The 20,301-nt window shown below is 58.5% G+C and carries 11 protein-coding genes; all 11 read right to left on the reverse strand.

Annotation, left to right across the window (positions count from 1 at the left end; all coding sequences use genetic code 11):
• Positions 1-379: 379 nt before the first annotated feature.
• Positions 380-1,921 (reverse strand): hypothetical protein, encoded by a 1,542-nt coding sequence (locus ACPUD7_RS08570; RefSeq protein WP_425119633.1) that lies wholly within the window; start codon positions 1,919-1,921, stop codon positions 380-382.
• Between the two features lie 153 nt (positions 1,922-2,074).
• Positions 2,075-3,382 (reverse strand): UDP-glucose dehydrogenase family protein, encoded by a 1,308-nt coding sequence (locus tag ACPUD7_RS08575; RefSeq protein WP_425119728.1) that lies wholly within the window; start codon positions 3,380-3,382, stop codon positions 2,075-2,077.
• A 551-nt stretch (positions 3,383-3,933) separates the two neighbouring features.
• On the reverse strand, positions 3,934-7,653 hold the full coding sequence (locus ACPUD7_RS08580; RefSeq protein ID WP_425119634.1) for a bifunctional glycosyltransferase/CDP-glycerol:glycerophosphate glycerophosphotransferase: 3,720 nt from the start codon (positions 7,651-7,653) through the stop codon (positions 3,934-3,936).
• A gap of 4 nt (positions 7,654-7,657) precedes the next feature.
• Positions 7,658-11,197, reverse strand: a complete 3,540-nt coding sequence (locus ACPUD7_RS08585; protein ID WP_425119635.1) for a bifunctional glycosyltransferase/CDP-glycerol:glycerophosphate glycerophosphotransferase — start codon at positions 11,195-11,197, stop codon at positions 7,658-7,660.
• Positions 11,194-12,075, reverse strand: a complete 882-nt coding sequence (locus ACPUD7_RS08590; protein WP_425119637.1) for a DUF6270 domain-containing protein — start codon at positions 12,073-12,075, stop codon at positions 11,194-11,196. The genes ACPUD7_RS08585 and ACPUD7_RS08590 overlap by 4 nt, the downstream gene beginning before the upstream one ends.
• Positions 12,072-13,382 (reverse strand): ABC transporter ATP-binding protein, encoded by a 1,311-nt coding sequence (locus ACPUD7_RS08595; RefSeq protein ID WP_425119638.1) that lies wholly within the window; start codon positions 13,380-13,382, stop codon positions 12,072-12,074. The genes ACPUD7_RS08590 and ACPUD7_RS08595 overlap by 4 nt, the downstream gene beginning before the upstream one ends.
• On the reverse strand, positions 13,369-14,250 hold the full coding sequence (locus ACPUD7_RS08600) for an ABC transporter permease (RefSeq protein WP_425119639.1): 882 nt from the start codon (positions 14,248-14,250) through the stop codon (positions 13,369-13,371). Before ACPUD7_RS08600 ends, ACPUD7_RS08595 begins: the two co-directional genes overlap by 14 nt.
• Complete coding sequence (locus ACPUD7_RS08605; RefSeq protein WP_425119640.1) at positions 14,247-15,986, reverse strand: glycosyltransferase family 4 protein; 1,740 nt, start codon at positions 15,984-15,986, stop codon at positions 14,247-14,249. Before ACPUD7_RS08605 ends, ACPUD7_RS08600 begins: the two co-directional genes overlap by 4 nt.
• Positions 15,983-17,338, reverse strand: coding sequence for a glycosyltransferase family 4 protein (locus ACPUD7_RS08610; RefSeq protein WP_425119641.1), 1,356 nt, complete (start codon positions 17,336-17,338; stop codon positions 15,983-15,985). The genes ACPUD7_RS08605 and ACPUD7_RS08610 overlap by 4 nt, the downstream gene beginning before the upstream one ends.
• Positions 17,335-18,372, reverse strand: a complete 1,038-nt coding sequence (locus ACPUD7_RS08615; RefSeq protein WP_425119642.1) for an MraY family glycosyltransferase — start codon at positions 18,370-18,372, stop codon at positions 17,335-17,337. Before ACPUD7_RS08615 ends, ACPUD7_RS08610 begins: the two co-directional genes overlap by 4 nt.
• Positions 18,372-20,228, reverse strand: coding sequence for a polysaccharide biosynthesis protein (locus ACPUD7_RS08620; protein ID WP_425119643.1), 1,857 nt, complete (start codon positions 20,226-20,228; stop codon positions 18,372-18,374). The genes ACPUD7_RS08615 and ACPUD7_RS08620 overlap by 1 nt, the downstream gene beginning before the upstream one ends.
• Positions 20,229-20,301 lie beyond the last annotated feature (73 nt).

The following is a 20,301-nucleotide window of genomic DNA, read 5'->3' on the forward strand; positions in this document are numbered from 1 at the left end:
GGCCATGTCGAGGTCTTTCGGATGGACGGTGTAGGAACTTCCATCATCGGAAGACCTCGACGCCTATCTGAGCAGCGACTCGCCGTGTCTGAAAATCCCTGACCCACACTCTCGATTACGAAGAGCCGTGAATGTCCAGTCCGATAAAGGCAGTCCCCGCATGTCGGAACCTCCAAAAGCTCCAATGTAGCTTTACCAGTACACACCTGAATCCGGAATTCCCGGTAGAAGGGTGGCGGTGGCTGGGCAACCCACGGACCCTTTGATGTGCGGAGGCTCCAGCCCCAACATCCTTCCCTCATATTGTTAAAGTTGTGGAACTCAGGTATGACCACCCTGTGGCCGCTCGGGAATCCACTCGGCGCGAACGGCGATCCGTTCAAGTCAGTATGCCCACGGCCCGTTCTATTGCCAATGATGCCATGCGGGCTATATCGCATCGATCTATGTGCAGTCGCCACCATGCAATCTCGTAGTGTCGCCCAGACTTTCCAAATTTGGGATACTGCGCATTCAGACGAGCAGCCATTGCCTCGGCGGCTTGGGTCCTACGACTGACAAGCACTAAAGAGATTCTCGAATTAGCTATTCGTATCTCGAAAGCGAATGGACCTACAGTCTCCGACTCGAACTCCGCTACGTATATATTCTGTTTCCAGAACCAGCTTCTGGTAAAACCGGAGTTCTCCCAGTTCAGAAAGTTGATTTCTAACCCCAGGCCTTCGAGATAGTTCCGAATCCTAGCGCTATCATCTTTGGGGTCAAGTGCATGGGCCTCAACTCCCTCAGGAGCGGAAAACGCCCCTTCCATCAATGAAATCATTTTTCTATCAAGCGCGAAATCGGTAGCTAGTCGATCGGCGTTCCGTGTGCGGTCCCACTTCCAGTTCGTTGTGATTCCCCGGAAATGCCGATGTCGAATCATGGGTAACTTTTCCGCAGACTTTCCTGCTACGCCGTGAGTCTTCCATTGTTCAGCGTCTCGTATATTTTGCGAAAGAGCAGACCACTTGGCGCTGGTTGGGTTGCCGTGGGAGTTAATAAATCCATAGTCAATGAAAGAGGGGCTGCTGGAAACCCTCCGTAGCGGCGCCTCTATCCACACCCCAGTATAGGAAATATAGTCGGAATCGGACTTTCGTAAATGATCTATTAAGCTCGCGTTGTCTTCAATCACCATCAGCTCGTCTATGTCGTGACTAATTAATGCATACGATTCCTTCAGATATTTCTGGCGAGCGTGCTCGAATATCCCGTATTGGCAATAGTCGGAATCCCATGGGCGCTCCTCCGGACCGTTCCACTTTCCCCCCTGAGGACCGAATTTGAATGGCCACTCGACAACAGTTGCTACATCCAGACCCTCAATCTGAAGCGCCTCGCTGATCTCGACGACCGAATAGTCAGTGGATCCATTGTCGTAGAGCAATACTGCGTTTACGCCGTGTATGCGAACATAGTACTGCGCCCAGTCGCGTATCCAATTTAAATCATTATTCTTTGATTTTGTAAAGAGAACTATTTTATCTTCGTATTCATTGGTGAATGACTCTGATATGTCCACGTTGTAGACGCTGTTCCCGAGTTGAAGATTCAGCGAGTTGCCGATGCTGTCAGCATTGGTTATGCAGGTATGGCAGACCCGATCGAGCTCCATGATCTCGATCGCACACTCTGGTGGAACTGCCTTACTGAGGGAGTCTTCAACATCACCGCGAAGATTGCGAAGGGGTGGGCCGGTAAGGATGACATTATTGTCAGATCTGTACGCATCATAAAAAATTGTATCGCTATCGAACTTATCAAGATAAGCGGAATCTTGAAGATGTTTGGGTCGCGGCGGCAGTCGTTTTAACTCGTCATCTTTTGAAATTAGAGGGGATACATTGTGATTGTATACTTCAAAGATTACCTGCGTCATGGATGAAGTCCATTCTGTTGACTTATGAATTATTTCAATTCTATGTCAATTGAGATTATTTGCGTGCAACTGTCTTTATGGTGTCTTAATTCGCTCCCCTAACCGATTCGCCGGGTGCGATTTCCCACCGAGAGTCGGTGACGTTGCCGATCTTCATGGCCGCCCCAGCGCGCGATAAGTCCAGCCCGCTGCGCGCCACAGCTGCGGGGTGAGCACATTCCGACCGTCAACGAGGACCTTGCCGTTTACCGATTCCGCCGTCACGTGCGGGTCGAGGTCCCGGTACTCGTGCCACTCGGTGAGCAGCAGCACCGCATCGGCACCGGTCAGCGCCTCGGTCGTGTCGGTAACGTAGTTAAGCTCGGGGAATGCCGTCGATGCGTTGCCGATCGCTTGCGGGTCGGTCACCGTGACCACCCCGCCCTGCGTGGCGATAAGCCGCGCCACAGCCAGTGCCGGGGAATCCCTGACATCGTCGCTGTTGGGCTTGAAGGCGGCCCCCAGGACAGTGATCTTCTTGCCGATAAAGGATCCGTTCAGAGCGTCGCGGGCGATGTCTACCATGCGGACACGACGGCGCATATTGATCGAGTCGATCTCCTTGAGGAAGGTCACGGCCTGGTCGGCGCCGAGCTCACCCGCACGAGCCATGAATGCCCGGATGTCCTTGGGCAGGCATCCTCCGCCGAACCCAAGCCCGGCGTTGAGGAACTTCCGCCCGATGCGATCGTCTAAGCCGATCGCATCGGCCAGCTGGGTGACATCGGCGCCAGAGGCCTCGCACAGTTCGGCCATCGCGTTGATAAAGGAGATCTTCGTCGCCAGAAACGAATTCGCTGCGGTCTTGACTAGCTCGGCTGTGGCGTAGTCGGTGATAATCCGAGGTGTGTCCTCGGCCAGCATCGAAGCGTATACTTCGTCGAGACGCGTAGCAGCCTCCTGGCCGGCCTCTCCCTCGGCGACACCGTAGACGAGCCGGTTAGGGTGCACGGTGTCCTCGACGGCATGGCCTTCGCGGAGAAACTCAGGGTTCCACACCATGGAGGCACCCGTGCCGGAGATGACCCCAGCCAGTCGCTCGGCCGTGCCGACGGGTACCGTGGACTTACCCACAACCACTGACGTCGAAGTCAGATACGGAAGAAGGGACTCCACAGCCTCGTTGACATAGGTGACATCGGCAGCGAGCTCACCGGGCTTCTGCGGAGTCCCCACGCAGACGAAGTGGAGGATCGAACTCGCGACACGCGTCACTTCGGTGGTGAATTCCAGACTGCCCCTGTCCTGGCCTTTGAGGAGCAGTTCGCTCAGCCCCGGTTCATAGAAGGGCGGGTTGCCGGAGGCCAGCGCATCGACCTTCGCCTCGTCGAGGTCCATGCCGATGACCTCGTGTCCCAATGAGGCCAAGGCCGCCGCATGTACAGCACCCAAATACCCGCATCCGATGACTGAAACCTTCAAACCAAACTCCTTCACTGATGTAAGTATACGAGTGCAACTATATTCCAATCTGTTCCGATAGCGTTTTTCTATGCCACCGGAGTTACGCACTCGGAGATCGCGGAAGTGCTGCGATAGTTTATTCGGAACAGACTACTTAACGCGCATGCAGTGCCCTGCTCCAAGACATTGGCTCCAGCTTGCTGACTCATCGAATGAAAAGTCCGGAAAATCTGCATCTGTCAATGCGGTGGTTGCCTCCCATAGGCAAGTGGAAACAAACACCATCACGCAGCATCGCAAACAACCCGTTGCGACGTCGACGAGCAAGAGTGAACAGAGCTTATTTATGCTTCTTGCTCTGGGCACGCTTAAGGTCGCAATATGACCTTCGAAGGAAGCCTTCAACGCTAAGAAGCCGACGAAACTGTTGCCCGCTTGGGGACCTTCTTTCCTCGATGTGAGGAATGATCGCCATGAATCAAAGTCGCCGATTTCCTCATCACCAGCGCCACCGCAATAGTCAGCGACACTAACACCGCCGGGTACTCATCTATAAGAGTTTTAGACGTTCAGCCGTGACGGGCCGGAACCAAAAGGTGGGTATAATCGGAAAACAGACGATTAGTCGCTTGGCCATCATCGAAAGGGGCGAAGGCATCGACGAATCTTATATATCTCTCCGAATTGTGCCCGCCGGCGTGACCGCCATTTTCGATCCACCGCAATACGGAGGGAGCATCTTTCAAGATCGGCCCGGGTGACACAGTCTCAAAGTCGAAATAAAATCCGCGAATAGAGTCGCGGTATTGTCGCAAATCAGGGGCGATAAATCCTATAGGCTTACCGGTGACAACGTAGTCGAACATTATCGATGAGTAGTCCGTTAACAACATATCGGAGGCCGAGATGAGTTCGTTGACGTCGGGGTGAAGGGACACATCGATTGCTCCCGCCGGAAGTGGCTTCTGATCCGCGAAGACGGAATTAGCGTGCCCACGATACAGAATTGTATAGCTTCCGCCTAGCGCTTTCGCAGTTGAATTAATATCGAGATAGTCAATGCGACTGTACCGCCCAGTATGGTCCTTCAAATTGTCTCGCCACGTTGGGGCGTACAGAATAACAGTTTGGTTTTCATCGATTCCGTAAAGCGACTTAACCCGATGTCGGGCGCTCTCAACTCGGGACGAATCGTTCAGAGAGTCATTTCGAGGGTATCCTTTCGCAAATATAGGGCCGTCGTAACCGAAAGCTTCGGCTAGCTGCTCCGCGGCCCAGGGACTCTGCACCAATAGGAGATCCCATTCGTTTTCGGCTTCCTTCTGCATAAGCGCACGGTAGCGAAGAGAAAGATTAGATCCGGGCACATGGTTGCCAATACGCTTCAAGGGTGTTCCGTGCCATGTTTGAATGTACTTCTGGCCGTTGGCCTTCCTGAAATAATGCGGAAAGTTATTGTTATTTATCAGCACCTCGGATGTGGCTAGACAGCGCATCCATTCTTTCGATCCGACAACCACAGGTCGTGCGCCCTCTGGTACTGGCACTGAAAGGTCGCGAACCGACCAGATTCTTTGTATTGCTGGATAGAGAGACGCTACAGCTCGATCGATCTCCTTGGGGGAACCAGAGATGGTATTACCGCCGAAACTCTCAAAAAACATCGTTCCCGGCGCAATGCTCCGACTGACTTCGCCGAACATCTCGATGGCTGAGCGCCGCACCGAGAGAGCGCTGTTGAACGATCTAGTATTTCCGGCTCCAGTCAAAATAACTTTCAGCGCCCGACTTTTTCCAATACACACTAGTCGAATGCTGTGGACCGACGTCTCTATATCCATTGGCAGGTCGGCTTCAAACTCATTAGCCGCTGACACCCACAACGTTGCAGGCGTGGGCTGCCCGGCCGGAAGAAGGGTCTGCAGAATGAACTCGTCGCTCGCCACCGGCAGTACCTTCGATTCGGTACCCAGAGAGCCCAGATCAAATTCAGCCTCAAACGAGTGGGCCTCTGCGTCCCAAGCGGTTTTCCTTGCGGGGATCGACAATTTCGAGCTCACCAAAGTTAGGGAGGGAGCATGGGTGCGCAGTTGATCTGGGTCTGAATAGTAGTGACCAGCTATCACCAACCTTTCAGTTTCTTTATCCACTCGAACCGTCTTGACTTCAGCGGCAACTCTTCGGATATCTATTTGAAGATATCCATAGCTACTCGAAGAAGGTAACTCCCTGCCGGAATCTCCTGGTTGCTCAAGCCTATTGACGTCAACGGCCAACGGCGCAGAGAATTTTCCTCCACACAGAATGTCCACCCCCAGCGATTCAGTCAGTTTCTTCTTAGAGGGACCGCTCAAATGCGCTATAGAGATTTGCGCCGACACCATATTGCCAACTCGCTGTACAGGCGAAGTTCTGACTACTTTCTGCCCCGACTTCAATCGAATCGTTGCCTGATCAAGGTCGAAGAGTTCGTGTCTAGGAAGGCCATTTCCAATTTGTAGGTGAGCTTCCAGATAGAGGTCATCACCAACTTGCGAGAGTTCGCTGATACGAAAACGTGGTTTTAGGAACTTCAATCCTGTCGAGGTTCCTGGGTCCCCAATAGCGACAAACCGATTGCCACCGGGAGTCAAATCGCCCGGCCTCGGCCAAGCGGCTGCGCCGTCGCCGACGCGCTTGGGATTTCGTATTTCCCAGGTGAATCCGTCGAACTCGACCACTAGGACGATGTCATACTGCTCGCTCTCCGTTGCCGCCAACTCGGCCATCGCATCGTCTATAACACGAGCAGAGAAGGTCAGTTCGAAATGAGAGTTTGAATGCTTGTTATACGGGTCTGCGGTCCGATGTCCAACATTCCCTGGAATATTCCTAGAATCTGAGGCTGTAATGACATGACCCTCTTGAGACTCGAGGTGAGCCCTGCAGGAGATATTTTCGGCGAGGTTGGGAACGTATGCGTACGCGTCGACAATAAGTGCGCCGTCGGGTCCGCTTCGAATTGAAGAGATCAGTGCTTGGGCGCTCAGTTGCCAAGGATATACGGCCTTAAGGGGGTCGGGAATCTTTTCGAATAGAGACTCGAGCCCCGGCACAGTCCCTGTCAATCGTCCGCCATCAGAATATGCAGTGTAATAGGTTCTATAAGAGTCGAAGGCCACCAGGAGATCCGTGAGCTGCTGCCGTGTCCCATAAGCCGCGAAATACGCCAACCACCGCCTCTCGGGAGCAACATCTTCAAGAGCTTGTGCGGGGGAATATTCATAGAATCGCCGGATACCACTTTGCAAAACTTCGAAGAACTGGTTATCTGCTCGGGGAACTTCGCGATAGTAATAGAAGAAGTCCTCACCAAGACACTTCGTATACCAGTAGTCGACGAACGATTGTGGTGCCCTTTCAACGACCTGGCGGACCTTCTCTGCTACGACAAGACGCTGTTCTAGGTCTCGAGTCTCCGCCTTGTTCTGAGTAATGGACTGGCCGTCGTCGCGAAGCCTCCAGTGGTAGACGATATCAGTGAGAATATCGAACCTAGCGCCGCCCACGAATAGTTTCGCTGTGCATTCCTGATCTTCGTAGAGTGTTCCAACTGGGAATTCTCCAACAAGCTCGTTCCAGACTGATCGCTTGAACACCTTGTTGCACGCGAACACGTCCCACATGACCGGGGGGTGTTCAAGCGCTGTAATACCAATACGGTTCTCGTCGTGCACCAAGTCTACCCAGAAAGGGGTCCACCTCCGAGTGGAGTTGAAGCGATCCATCGAACCAATGGCGACGTCAGAGCCCGACGCCTCCAAGGAACTCATCATGTAGGAAAACGCTTCCGGGGGAATGACATCATCAGAGTCAATGAATGTGAGATAAGGAGCAGTTGATTCTCTAATGCCCGTATTGCGTGCGGCTCCTAGCCCCTGGTTTTCCTGGTGGACAACGGTAATTCTCGGGTCCTGGTCAGCTAGAGAGTCTGCGATTTCGCCTGTACGCCCGGGAGACCCATCATCGATGATGAACATTTCCCAGTTCTTGTAGGTTTGCACAATGATCGATTGAACGCACTCTTCGAGAAAGTCGTCTACGTTATACGCAGGAACGATCACCGCGAGTTGAGGATCGTTGGGTTTGCAAGTGAGCTGTCGAGATGTGGCGGGAACGGCTGCTGATTCAGCGGTCTTCGCCGGAAGCCTGCGCTTCCCTACCATTGCAACCGTTGATCGCCTCGCTCGAGCTGCTGCGGAACGAGACTTCCGATAGGCCGACTTTGCCAATGATTCGATGCGGTTCACTTTATCAATCCTCTATCTTTTGCGAAGGCTGTTGAAAACTCAAAAGTACGTTGGTGCATACTTCTACCGTCCAGTTGCATTCAAAAGCCATGCAAGCGGGCACGACGTCATCAGAGCTTCTTTGCTTCGTGTATATTTCGTTGATTGCCTTGGCACATAGCCTGCTCAATTCGTCAACGCTTCGGCAATCTGCATGCGGCGGATACCCCTCGACTTCATCATAGAGTCCACGCTGTTTGGAATAGTCTTCAATATCTGGAGTGAAGAGAATCAGGGGGCGGCCTGTCAGGCGGTAATCGAATGCTAGCGAGGAGTAGTCGGTGACCAAAACATCGGAAATGGCTAATAGATCCTCGATATGTGGCTCTGCAGTAACGTCCAACGTTCCGGCTTTTTGAAAGGGCTGTCCAGACGACACATGATGGGCACGTATAAGTACTATTGCGCCCGTTTTTGCGGCCAGTTCACGGGGGTCGAGGTATTCCAGCCAGTTCAACTTTGATCCCAGGCGATGCCTTTCACGCCATGTCGGAGCGTACAGGATCAGCGGAACATTGGAACTCACCCCTAACCGTTGTCGTATGAGATCCGGCTCGGCGAGACTTTCGATGAGTCTCAGATTCCGCGGGTACTCGCCTACCAGGACTTCGCCCTCGTATCTGAGCCCACTACGCAGATGGTTCGCCGCTTCTTCGGTTTGTGCCAGTAGGAGGTCCCACTGTGGAACCTCCGTTGTCATGATCCTGCGATAGGTCAGAGGGACTTTCCGGCGAGAAATGTCCCATAGCAGCTTCTTGATCGGAGTTCCATGCCAGGTCTGAAGGTAGAACTGACCTGGTCGCTTGCGAATGTAATGCGGGAAGTTGTTGTTGTTGACCCATACCCTGCTAGTTGCAATCACCTTATGCCATGCGGCAGTGCCTTCGACGACGGGAATGCCGCCTTCCGGTACATCGACCCTGCGGTCACGCACCGACCAGTACAGCGGGATATCGTCTCTTTCGTCTCGTATAGCTTCAAATAGCGCCCGGGGATTGTCATTTGCTGATTTTCCGTTGTAGGACTCGAAGACGATCCCGTTCGTGAGAGACCCCCACTCCCGCTCGCGTAATTTGAAACGTCCGTACTTGGTCCTTTCCTGGGCCGACCATGGCGGCGAAGCAGTAACTGCCACGGAACCGGCGTTGCGACCTTCCAGGCGAAGCGTGGTCCACTCCGTGAAGCAGTCCACTGGTCGTATCGCCAGCTTGTCTGCGACTCTCGCCCAGCCGTGTGCGATGTCTGGCGAGTCTCCATACCGCACGTAGTATCCACCGGAGAGTGCAGCGACTCGACCGCCTTCGGGCCCCACTGTCGTCAGGTCATACACCGCGGTGAATGTGCCATCGGCATGGACATCGTTTTCGACCGGCACGATCGTCTGTTCGGATGATTTGAGCACCACAGTGAGCTTCTGCGCGGGATCGACTCTTCCCGTGATCAAGAGGCGGTCTCGGTCGTTTGTCGCGCCTGTGACGGTCACCCGTTGGTATCTCTGGGCCAGCTGAACTTCTCCATTCGGATGTGGTTCAAGTCTCAGACTGGATGTGCTAGGCAATAGATAGTCAACTGCTTCGTGGTAGACAGCTACGTGCCGATTCTCAGCAGTTTTAGCAGACATCGTCCACAGCCGCTCACCTCCCGAACGATACCGATCAGGTAGTTCAGGAAGCGCAGCTGTATAGATCGATCGACCTTGTGCCGCCAAAAGGATCGTTTGACCTGCTGTGTTCAAAGTCAGTTCGCGGACGTCGGATTCACTGTTCAATGTGACGGTGACGTTCCGGCCCTGCAGTTCGACGTGCTTGACGAGAACCGGTGACTCTGGTAGTTCTACGGGGCGGATAGACAGTTCGTCATGGTAGTCAGCAACGACTGTCACTCGTTCGTCGTCTCGTATCGGGCTGGGTGCGATCATTCCGACTGTCGTCGTTGACTTAGCGGGCGAGTGCAGTTGAGTGCCCCGTATTTCGAATGCCCCGACAAGGTCGATGCCTCTTGGGGAGACGTCATCGATTCGAGAGATATCCACACGTGCCCGGAAGCCACCCGCTGCGTAGCTTCGCCATGGGTCTCCGAGTTCCAAGTCAATTCGGTTGTCCTCCCGCGGCTCAACACCCACATCGAATACAGTCGCACCGTCCATGACGCCTTGGATTTTGAACTCTGTATCTTCCGGCTCCACTCCTGGAACATAGGCACAACCGTGGATTTCGATCTCTCGATCGCCGACCCAACGGACGTTTCTCACCACCACAAAGGGATTGAAGTCCACGGCCCGTGCTTTGAGCAGTCGAGGGGGGATCTCCGTCTTCAGACGCTTCAGATAGGTAGGAGCCACATGCCAGCGTCCGTCGACGAGCTCGAGTGGTACGGCTGTTGTCTCTTCGGCCCGTGTGCCGAGTATCTCTTCGATTTCGTCGAGGTCGCCTGTGGCGACGGTCCACATGAACAACCGATCTTGAGCCGGGATAAGTTTCCAGGCATCCCGCGGCATCGATTTTTTGAGTTCCTTCGTCGCCTTGCACAGGGTTTTTCGGAATCGCTTGCGTGCCGTATCCAAGAACTCAGCATGCATGGCAAGATCAGTGCCCATCCAAATTGCACAGGCCTGTCTGAGAACGTGGTCGGAGACGTGCTCCAAGGTGCTCCGGAGGATCTCAATGACCTCAAGCTTGGCGTGCAGATCCGTCAGTTTGGCCTTGCGGCGCGAGCGTGTGTTTCGGCCTTCGGCAAGGCGCCAAGCATAGACGTCAGTGGTGAGAACATCGATCGCTGCAGCCGCCACTAGCGCGCGGTAAACGGGCGGCTGGTCTTCGTAGTTGGCGAATCCATGCATTCGACCGACGTGACGGTTCCAAAAGTCACGTCGGTAGACCTTATTCCACAGGACTGGTTCTTCCAACAGCTCCGGCATGTCGTCAAGGCGGACAGCCAATCGCTGTCGAGCGTGAACGCGAGCAGTGAGTTTCGGCCGTGAGCGCCCGAGCTTGCCAATACGGATATAGGAGCCGGTGGCGATATCAGAGCCTGTGCGCTCCAGGGAGTCAACCAATGTCGAATAGGCGCCCGGAAGCACTTCGTCATCAGCGTCGGCAAAGGTAAGGTATCGGCCCTTGGCGGACTCGACACCTCTGTTGCGAGCGCCTGCGGGGCCCTGATTGGGTCCGGTCAATACCGTCACTCGCTCATCGCCTTTGGCAGCGTCAGCGATGGCCTGTACGGTGTCGTCGTTCGACCCGTCGTCGACGACAAGAACTTCGAGATCAACATCGGTCTGGTCGAGAATGCTGCGCAGGCACCGCTCAATGAAGTCACTTGCGTTGAAGGACGGAACAACAACGCTCAGAGTCGGGTGGTCGACACGATTGATCGAATGCGATGCAGCCTCGGCACCGTTGGCAATATCGGCCGAGGCATCCGATCTGCGACGGAATTCTTTGAATCCTTCGATCCCGCCGTGCCGCAGATGCCACATTGCCTTGCGCCACTGGTGTCTGCTCACGGGGCCTCACCACCGTTTTTCTTCACGCACGACCGAATGCTGTCGACGATCGACCGATAGTCAGCTTCTCGGTAGTGGAAAGGCTGTGGCCCCCACTTATGATCCTTGTCAATTCGGACTTCACTGCTTGCCCTCATCACCGACGACGCCGTCAGCGATCGTGCCTCTTCACGATACCGAATGTAGTCTGCGTTCGCGGACTGGGCGCGATCCGCATAGTCTTCGGCCTCCGTCGGTTTGACCGTGCGCAGGCTCTGCCATGCCTGAGCGATACCATGCCCTTTGGTCAGCCCTCTGCCGGCTTCTCGAGTCCCCCTCTGCAGCCTTCGCCATTGGCGGCCCAGTTTTGAGAGCCCATCGTTCTGAGGATGGCGAGCACCGTCGACGGCGCCTGCCCATTCGATATCGAGCAGGATGGTCCTTTCCCAAATGCCGGCTTCCTTGAGCCCCGCGATGAGCGTGTCGAATCCGGATTTCCACATCCTGAAGTGTTCGTCAGTCCCGAATTCGATCAGACGAGCACCTGAGCGGCGTGCGTTTCGCGCCGCACCACAAGATTCGACCTCGATGGAGTTCGTCATCGTCGTACCGTCAGGGTAGAGCCAGAACCCGCGACGCTCGTCGACGAGGTCGATGAGGACAGCATCGAGCTCGACTGCCTTCTTGACGATTCTGGCGGTCCCGGTACCTTTGAGGTCACTGGTGACCATGCGCTTCTGGAACGCGGAAGTCAGTTCGCTGAGGTCAGTACCTTTGGTCCCGTGGGGCGACTCGAGGCTGACGACTGAATGGCGCGCAACATAGGCCACGACCTCTGCCTCGGGGATGAATTCGGCAGTATCGCGGCTGACGCAGGATCCGAATATCGCAATCTTCATCGCCAGCTGTCCTCGTGAGCGGCAGACGAACTCTCCGCCTGCCGGATCCGCTCGCGATTCTCATATCGTTCATCGGCGATCTTCCGCGCACGAGAGGCGAGTCTACGCCCCGTGAAGTCGTCGGAGGCCGCGACGGAGGACGCCCGATCATCAGGATTGGCCGCACGCAGAACGACTCGGTTCTTGCTCGGGCGCAACCGCAGCGGCGGCGGTTCATCGTGAATGCGGGGAGCACTCACTGCTTGCGACGCGGGTTTCGGCAGGGAGGGGAACTTCGCCTTCGGCAGTTCGGCATCGAAGTCCTTCGGCCATACCTGTGATTCGGCAGCGGCGAGCATCGGCGCTGGAGTCTCTTCGACCTCTTCGATCTCCCTCTGCTGTTTCATATGCCGTGCACCCTTCCTGGTCTCCTTGACCGGACGTGCGGCGTGGCGAGGAATCGGATTCCTGATGAGCTCAGGCTCGAGGATGTTGATCTCCTCTTTGACCGCGTTGCTCACGACATCCTGGAGGAGTTTGTCAGCAATGTCTTCCTTGCCCTTGGCGACGTTCCACGCCCACCAACGGTATTTCTCCGCGACAGCTTCTGCGGGGCCATTCATGAGGATCTCACCCTTGTGCATCCACACCGCTCGGGTGCACAGTTCCTGAATCACTTTTGCTGCGTGGTTAACCAAGAGAACGGTGCCCGCCTCGGCCAACAGTTCGTCCATTGCGCGTTCGCTGCGCTCGGCGAAAGTCGCATCTCCGGTCGACAAGGCTTCGTCGATGAGCATGATCTTCGGTCGTGCAGCCAATGCGATTGCGAACCTCAGCCGCGCGCCCATTCCAGAGGAATAAGTCCCCATCGGGCGATGGATGGCCGCTCCCAGGGCGGAGAGCTCGACGACATAGTCGAACGCTTCGGCCGCCTCTTCGGGCGACAGTCCCATGGCCAAGCACCCCAGGCGGACGTTCTCACTGCCGGACAACGCTGGTTGCAGAGCTGCACTCACACCGAGGAGCAGAGGCTGATAGCGAACGAGAATGCGACCGCGGTCAGGCTGTTCGACTCCCGCGACATTGCGCAGGAATGTCGACTTGCCGGAGCCGTTGGCACCCACGATGCCGACCATTTCTCCTTCTCGAGCGACGAAGTTGACTCCACGCAGTGCACGTACGGTCGTCTGACCTTGGCGCCCGCGCAGGACATGACCGATGCGGCGGAGGCCTATGGCCCGCTGGCTCGGATCGTTCGTAGTGACGGTATAACGAACCTGGACGTTCTCCGCGATGATGTTGGGCTCTTCAAGTTCAAAGTCGGCCATAGCTTTCCTCCCCTCGCCAGAAGAACAGGAACCCGACAATGAGTAGCCCGAAGGCCCAGACGATCGCCATGAACCACAGCCACGGCGCAGAGTCGGCCGCATAGAGCAGGGAATTCCTCACCAGAGTCAAGTACGCATGCATGGGGTTGAACTGCATAGCAGCGAGAATCGCAGGGTGGTCTTCCAAACGATCTTCAATGGAGAAGAAGACGCCTGAACCGTAGAGCCAGAAGCGACTGACAATTGACATGAAGTTCGTCAGGTCCGGAATCTTATGGCCGACTCTGGCTAAGAAGCAGGCGAGGCCGACGTTAAAGATGGTCTGGAGAATGATCACGGGGATCACCAAGACAACTCTCCAAGTGACTACTTCGGGAGGAGTGATGACCGCTATGAGGAGAACCATAACGACGACAGTCGGAATGAAATCGAGGAAGTTCCGCACGACGACGGAGATCGGCAACGCAGCACGCGGGAACTGAAAGCCTTTGATCATCGATGCTCCCGAGCGGATCGCTCCGGTTCCACCTGTCATCGACTTTCCGGTGAACTGGAAGAAGAACACTCCGATAACCAGATATCCGAGGAAGTTGTCGATACCGCGGGAGGACTGGAGGATGAATCCGAAGATGAACCAGAACGCGAGCACCGAAAGCAGCGGATTGAGGAAGAGCCAGCCGTAGCCGAGGAGGTTCTTCCTCGTCGACCCGCTCATCTTGGCCCGTGATTCGGCGATGATGAAGTGCCGGCGGTTCCAAAGCGCGGCGAGGTAACTTCTCAGGCTCGTTCGTCGTCCGACGGGCACAAGGCCTTCGCTCGAGACCGAGGGGATGCTGCTGAGGCCGAGGGGGTTCTTCGTCTCACTCATCGCGCATCAGCCCCCGTGAGTTGAGAGTAGACCTGCCCATATCGTCGACCGATTTCCTTCCACCTGCGTGTTGCCAGGACGTGTGCGCGCCCGTTCTGTCCGTAATTCTCCCTTGCACTGTCATCGTCGGCCAAGTCCGTGAGGAGTTCGGCCAGAGCCTGAGGATCCTCGGGCCTGACACTCAGACCCGCCGTTTCGGGCACGAGCTCACGCAGGGCGGGCAGATCTGAGACGACGACCGGTCGCGCCAGGCCCATCGCCTCGATCGGTTTGATCGGGGTGACCAAGCGGCACACGGGTTCGTCCTTGCGCGGAACGACGATGGCATCCAGTGCCAGCTGGTAGTCGATCGCCTGCGCCTGTGAGACTCGTCCGGTGAAGACCGCGTTCTCGCCGAGCGGAGCCGCTCGTTCGCGCAGTTCGGGCAGAGCGACACCGTCGCCGGCGATGAGCAGGCGCAGATCCGTGCCCTCGGCTCGGGCAAGGATGACGGCATCGATGAGGTCATCGAGGCCTTCGTAGCCGACGATCGAGGCCGCAGTTCCCACCCAGATACCGGCCCCAGGCAGACTGAGCTGAGACCTCACTTCCGCGGGAGTGCGTGAGGTGTCGGCATCGACCACGGATTCGGACACCGAGTTCGGGATGAGGGTGATCGTCTCCGCGGGCACGCCTCCGGCGATGAGGTGCTCACGCATTGTCTCGCCCAGGGTGATGACGGCATCAGCAGCTGTGGCAACCTCGATCTCCTTCGCCCGCATGAGCGCGAAGCGTTGGCTCGCCCGGCGTGCCTGACGGTCGTCCGGGGTAGCACCGGCGGCGGCCCAGGTCTCTTCGAGCACCCCGCGGACCTCATAGACCCAGGGCAGGCCGATGCTGCCGGCGGCGGCACCGGTGGCCAGCCCGTTGACGTAGTGCGTGGTCGTGTGGAGGATCTGGGCCTCACGCTCCTGCGCTCGGGCAGCGATCCAACTCGCCTGGTCGCCCAGCCGAGCCGTCGGTGTCGGCAACGGCCGCAGCGGGATCTGTCGCAGGTAGTCGACTCCGTCGACGGTCTCGACTGGACCTGAGCTCACTCGCCCGATTGTCACGGGATAGGACGGCCGGGTCACCGCGGCCACGCGATGACCGGCGCCCTGCAGCGTCGTGAGAATGGCGTGCGAACGATAGGCGTAACCGGAGCGGGTGTGCGGCAGGGAATTCGTCAACACATGCAGAGCCGCAGGATGCTGGGTCGGTCCCGCAGCGGCCCGGGTCGGGCGGGCCGTGATCCGGTCGGTCACCTGCGGCCACCAGCCCGGTTGCAGGCAGAGGTGCTCATCGTTCAGCCGATTCCGGCGCGCTCCCGCGGGGAGCACGTCGATGGCGCGGTCGAGCTGTCCTCTGGTCCACCAGATGCGTGAACTCAGTCCGGCGGCCTCGGGCACTGCTTCAGCGATGGTCTCGGCCTCATCGAGCAGGCCGAGGTTGAGGGCGATCTCGCCGAGCAGACGCGATGGGTGGACTGAGTTCGCCACGAGGGTCTTCGCCCTCGACTCTCGGCCCAACAACCAGGCCGATGCCGCCTGGGCGGCGTCGCCGCGGGCTCGGCCGAGGGCCCGACCGACGAGTCGTGAGGCAGGAGCGGGCAGGCGCCTGGCCAACTGCATACCGAAGAAGATGCGGTCGTCATTGATATGGGTGGCGGTCGTGGCGACCACATTCGTGATCTGACGAGCGAGGAAGCTCAAGTTCATGACACCACCTGCTCAAGGATTCGCTCGTAGGCATGTCCCATGGCAGCCGCAGAGGCATGACGGATGACCCAGTCGCGGGGTTCCTCTCCCGCAGTGGACTCGAGGCTGAAGGTCTGGCCTCCTTCGACGCGATGGCGCATCGACGTCATCGCTGCTGCCACCGAGTCGATGTCTCCCGGGCTCGCCACATCACCGGCAGAGGTGCTGGAGATGATGTCGGCTGCTTCGCCGGCGACAACCCCGAGGACCGGAATCTGCCTGGCCATGAGCGAGTAGAGCTTCGACGGGACCGTGTACTCGTAGGATTCGAGTGGACTGAGGCTGACCAGGCCCGCATCGGCCCATGCCCAGTGGGCGGCGAGCTCGGCACCGGCATGCTGGGCGAAGAATTCGACGGGGACGTCCTCTTCTGCCGCCACCGCCTTGAGGGCTTCCGTGTCGACGCCGTCGCCGACGATGCGCAGGCGCACCCCCTCGGTGCGGGCCAGGGCACGGATCGAGGTGCTGAGGTCCTGCGACCGGCCCACGGTGCCGACATAGAGCAGGTTGAGTCCATGTCGGTCATCCGCGCTCGTCGCTGATGCAGATTCGTTGAGGTTCTCCACGGACGGGGCGATGACCGGAAGAGCACCGGTGGCCGTCAGCCCGGAGGCGCCTTCGAGTTCTGCCGGGGAGACTCCGCTGCGCACCACCTCGGCGGTCACGCCCCGCTGCTCGAGGCGTCGCCGGAAACCGTCGGTGGTGACGACCACGACTGCGGCGCGACGTTGCGCTCGAGTGAACAAGTCCGGCAGCAGTCGGTGTTCGACTGTGCTCGTCAGCCTATTCGGCAGATACTTGCCCAGCGCACCGGTGACGAGACTCATCTCCGAGATGAGATCGGGCCAAGCGTCGCGCACCTCGGCGACATGGGGCACCTTGAGCAGCCTCGAGAGGGTGTCGCCTGCCAGCAGGAACGGCAGGGCCGGGGTCGTCGAGATGACGACATCGGGGCGCATCCTCCCCCGCAGGCGATCGATGACGGCGGACATGGCTCCGGCCGCAGACACCGCCTGGTCGAGCATCTGCCGTGCCATCGACGAACCACTGTGCAGATAGGGCACTCGCAGGATCCGCTCGCCATCGACTCCGGTGTCCCAGGTGCCGCCGAGCCTGACATCGACCCGTCGCCGGCTGCGGCCGACGCCGGAGGAGAAGAAGCGGTCCCGATCGGGGTACGGGTAGTGCGGGTGTGGTGCGACGGTGATGACCTGATGGCCGGCCGCGCGCAGGTGGTCGACGAGGATCCGCCATCGACGCTGCGGTGCTCCGACCTCCGGGTAGTAATAATGGCTGAGCAGGACGATCCTCATGCCGGCACCGCCTCCTGTTCCGCACGTCGCTTCAGCCACAGCGGGAGAAGCGCATAGAGAGCGACGAGGAGGACCCAGAACACATGAGCGGGGTATGTCGTCGCAGTGTTGCCGCTCAGCAGCGTCGGGATAGCCAGGATGCAGGCGAGGACGCTCAGCGCGGCGTGGAAGAGGGAGACCGAGCTGTGCGGCCAACCGGCCTGCTGGATGCGCTGATAGATGTGTTCCCTGTGCGGCAGGAAGATGTTCTCACCACGGAACAGACGGAGGACCAGGGTGAGGCCGACATCGAAGAAGACGAAGATCATCGGGGCGACGATGACGACGATCGGCACTCCCTGTACGAAGAGCCACACGGCCAGTGCGAAGACGGCCGCGCCGATGCCGTAGCTTCCGGTGTCGCCGAGGAAGGCCCTGGCCCGACCGAGGTTGAAGGGCAGGAACCCGACGGCAGCGCCGGCCAGCGTCAGAGCCAGGAGCGCAACATCCTTCTCCCCGATCCACGCACTGACGAAGGCGAACCAGCCCCCGGTGACGACGGCCCATTCCGTGACATAGCCGTTGAGTCCATCGACGAAATTCACCGCATTGACGGTGGCGACACCGATGACGGCGAAGGCCAGCACGTGCGCGATTCCCTGGGTGGAGAACATCGCAATGGTTGCGCTGAACAGCAGCGCCAGCACAACCTGGCCGATCAACCGTCCGACGGGCCTGAGCGAGTCGAGGTCGTCGCTCATCCCGATCGCCGAATAGCACCAGGTGAGCACCAGGAAGCCGATGGGCAGCACGATGCCGCCGAGTCCGAAGACCCCATGCTCGGCGATGTTCCAGACCATAGCCAGCACGGTTGCAACGGTGATGCCGCAGCCGATGGCGACTCCCCCACCGCGGACTGTCGCCTGCGTATGTGAGGACCGATGCGAGGGGACGTCGACGATCCCCGCTTGGCGTAGCAGCGGGAAGGCGATGAGTGCGCTGAAGGCCGTGACCACAGCGGCCACGACGAGGATCACGAGCAGTTGCACGTCCATCAGTCGTCGACTCCGGCGCCCTGCGGTTCTGAGTCGAGAAGGCTCGTCAGTCGCGCTTCGAGCACCTCGCGGTGGGTGAATACCTGGGGATCACGGGATTCGGCCACGAGGGCCTTGAGCGCCTCGAGATCGATCGGGATGATCGGGACCTGGGTGATCAGCGGGTGGTTGGGGCGATCGTCGACCTCACCCGGCGACAGGAGCGCTTCTGTGAGCTTCTCCCCGGGCCGCAGACCCGTGTAGACGATCTGTGCATCCGATCGGCCGGACAGCACGATGACCCGTCGGGCGAGATCATCGATCCTGATCGGTTCGCCCATGTCGAGGACCAGCGTCTCCCCCGGACCACCGATGGCGGCCGCCTGCAGGACGAGTTCGCAGGCTTCGTCGGCGGTCATGAAGTACCGAGTCACTTCGGGATCAGTGACCGTCACGGGGTCTCCAGCCGCAACTTGTGCCACAAAAGTCTCGAGCACCGAACCGCGTGAGCCCAGTACGTTGCCGAACCGCACGGACATGTACCGGCGCCCGGTCTCTTCGGCCACGGAGGCGATAGCGCGTTCGATCGAGAACTTCGTGCGCCCGAGCACAGAGGTCGCTCCGGCCGCCTTGTCCGTGGAGATGTGGACGAAGGATTCGACGTCGTGGGCCACCGCGGCTTCGAGCAGATCGAGGCTGGCGCCGACATTCGTGCGCACGGCCTGTTCTGGGAAGCGTTCCAAGAAAGTCAGATGTTTGAGCGCAGCAGCATGGAAGATGATGTCCGGCTGAGCTTCGGCCACAAGGGCGTCGATGAACGCGGGATCGCGCAGATCGCCGAGGACGAGGTCGTCGCTGGTCAGCAGCGCGGATCCTTCGAGTCCGAGTTCAGTGGCGTGCAGACCGGATTCGTCCCGGTCGGTCATGACGAGTCGGGCAGGGTCGAAGCGGAAGACCTGGCGGCACAGCTGCGAGCCGATGGATCCGCCGGCGCCGGTGACGAGGACGACCTTTCCCGTGATCGCCGAGGCGATGTCGTCGATATTGGTCGAGATCGGTTGGCGGCCGATGAGGTCTTCGAGGCTGACATCGCGGAAGCCGCGGTGACGCAGGTCGGCGACATCGTGGGAATCGGGTTCGGGCCGAGTGTAGTCGGAATCCGAGAGCTTCGGCATGATCTTGATCTCGACCGGCCGGGATTCGAGGTTCGAGGCGATCCGGGAGAGTTCTTCGGGCCGCAGGTCGGCGATGGCGATGATGACGACACCGGCACCGGTGCGGTCGACCTGGGCCGCGATATCGCTGATCGGCCCGAGCACCCGAGTTCCGTTGTAGCGCAGGTGCCGCTTGGCCGGATCGTCGTCGAGGATGCCGACGGCGACGAACTCGTTGCGGGTGTCCTGGGCGATCATGTCGAGGGCGAGGGTCCCCTGATTGCCGGCGCCGACGATCAGGGTCGGCCGTGATGAGCCCGAGGTTGTGAGTCTGCGTTGGCGCAGATTGCGACGCACCCAGTTCTCCAGGCTCTTGACCACGATCATCAGGGCGCCCGCGGCGATGGGGACGCTGGTCGGGATGAGCAGACGTGTGGAGAAGGCGAATTCGGCGACCCACATGAGGCCGACGCCCAGAGCGACGGTGCCGACGACGGCGGCGAACTGATCGGTCGATCCGCGACGATAGCGTCCGCGATAGATCGCCAGTGGTCCGCCGATGAGGAAGACGAGCAGAGCGATCGCCGAGCAGACGAGCATGCCTGGGGCGTTGACGCGATACGTGTGGAAGTCATATCGCACGAGGGTCATCGCCATGACGAGGAACGCGAAGACGAGGCCATCGATGAGGGAGAGCGCCATGGCTCTGCCGTTGCGCCTCATTGGGGTCCGTGAGGGAATGGGCCCAGAATTGCTTCCCACTGTCCTCATTTCATCCGGTTCCTTGGCCGGGCTC

Source organism: Brevibacterium sp. FAM 24630 (assembly GCF_049804075.1).
GTDB lineage: Bacteria > Actinomycetota > Actinomycetes > Actinomycetales > Brevibacteriaceae > Brevibacterium.

Coding starts and splice junctions, on each gene's coding strand:
- ACPUD7_RS08570 (WP_425119633.1), bottom strand. CDS start 1,921: ATGACGCAGGTAATCTTTGAAGTATACAATCACAATGTATCCCCTCTA.
- ACPUD7_RS08590 (WP_425119637.1), bottom strand. CDS start 12,075: ATGAAGATTGCGATATTCGGATCCTGCGTCAGCCGCGATACTGCCGAA.
- ACPUD7_RS08595 (WP_425119638.1), bottom strand. CDS start 13,382: ATGGCCGACTTTGAACTTGAAGAGCCCAACATCATCGCGGAGAACGTC.
- ACPUD7_RS08600 (WP_425119639.1), bottom strand. CDS start 14,250: ATGAGTGAGACGAAGAACCCCCTCGGCCTCAGCAGCATCCCCTCGGTC.
- ACPUD7_RS08605 (WP_425119640.1), bottom strand. CDS start 15,986: ATGAACTTGAGCTTCCTCGCTCGTCAGATCACGAATGTGGTCGCCACG.
- ACPUD7_RS08610 (WP_425119641.1), bottom strand. CDS start 17,338: ATGAGGATCGTCCTGCTCAGCCATTATTACTACCCGGAGGTCGGAGCA.
- ACPUD7_RS08615 (WP_425119642.1), bottom strand. CDS start 18,372: ATGGACGTGCAACTGCTCGTGATCCTCGTCGTGGCCGCTGTGGTCACG.
- ACPUD7_RS08620 (WP_425119643.1), bottom strand. CDS start 20,228: ATGAGGCGCAACGGCAGAGCCATGGCGCTCTCCCTCATCGATGGCCTC.